Source organism: Pseudomonas sp. PDM01 (assembly GCF_014852325.1).
In the GTDB taxonomy this organism is placed as follows: domain Bacteria; phylum Pseudomonadota; class Gammaproteobacteria; order Pseudomonadales; family Pseudomonadaceae; genus Aquipseudomonas; species Aquipseudomonas migulae.
In genome coordinates, this window is record NZ_JACVBK010000027.1 from 1 (window position 1) to 474 (window position 474).

The window sequence follows — 474 nt, forward strand, 5'->3', positions numbered from 1 at the left end:
ATCCCGAACGTTTAGCCAGAGCCGCGCAAGCCACAAAATTTGTTAATGGCGACGGCAGAAACCCTTTCGCTGGCTTTACACGCGAGCAACTGGCCTTAGTGACTTATGACGACAGCGGGCTCTACACCACCAACGAAAGAAGAGCCGCATGGGAAGCGTCTACCGACCAGGAATACGCCTGGCGAAAAGAAGTTGTCGCCAAAGCGATGGCTGAATATAACAGCAGCGGAAAGCTGACAAATTTCTTTAGCGCCGTGCTGGAACACTTCAAAACGTTACCGGATATCGAGCAGGCACAATATCCCGACAACTATGAAACTAAACTGCAGAAATGGATTGAGCTTGATTATAATTACTTTACCAATACGGTAGAAGGCAAAGGCAATCCGGCATACAGTATTTCACTTCAAGCAAGTCTGAATATAGTAAATCGGTAACCATTATTACTTTAAAAAAGAATATATTCCCCTAATG

Annotated in this window: 1 protein-coding gene; it reads left to right on the top strand. The window is 45.1% G+C overall.

Annotated elements, in window-relative coordinates; genetic code table 11:
- Positions 1–437: hypothetical protein (locus tag IB246_RS28590; RefSeq protein ID WP_225609174.1), on the top strand; the 437-nt coding region annotated here is incomplete at its 5' end.
- Positions 438–474 lie beyond the last annotated feature (37 nt).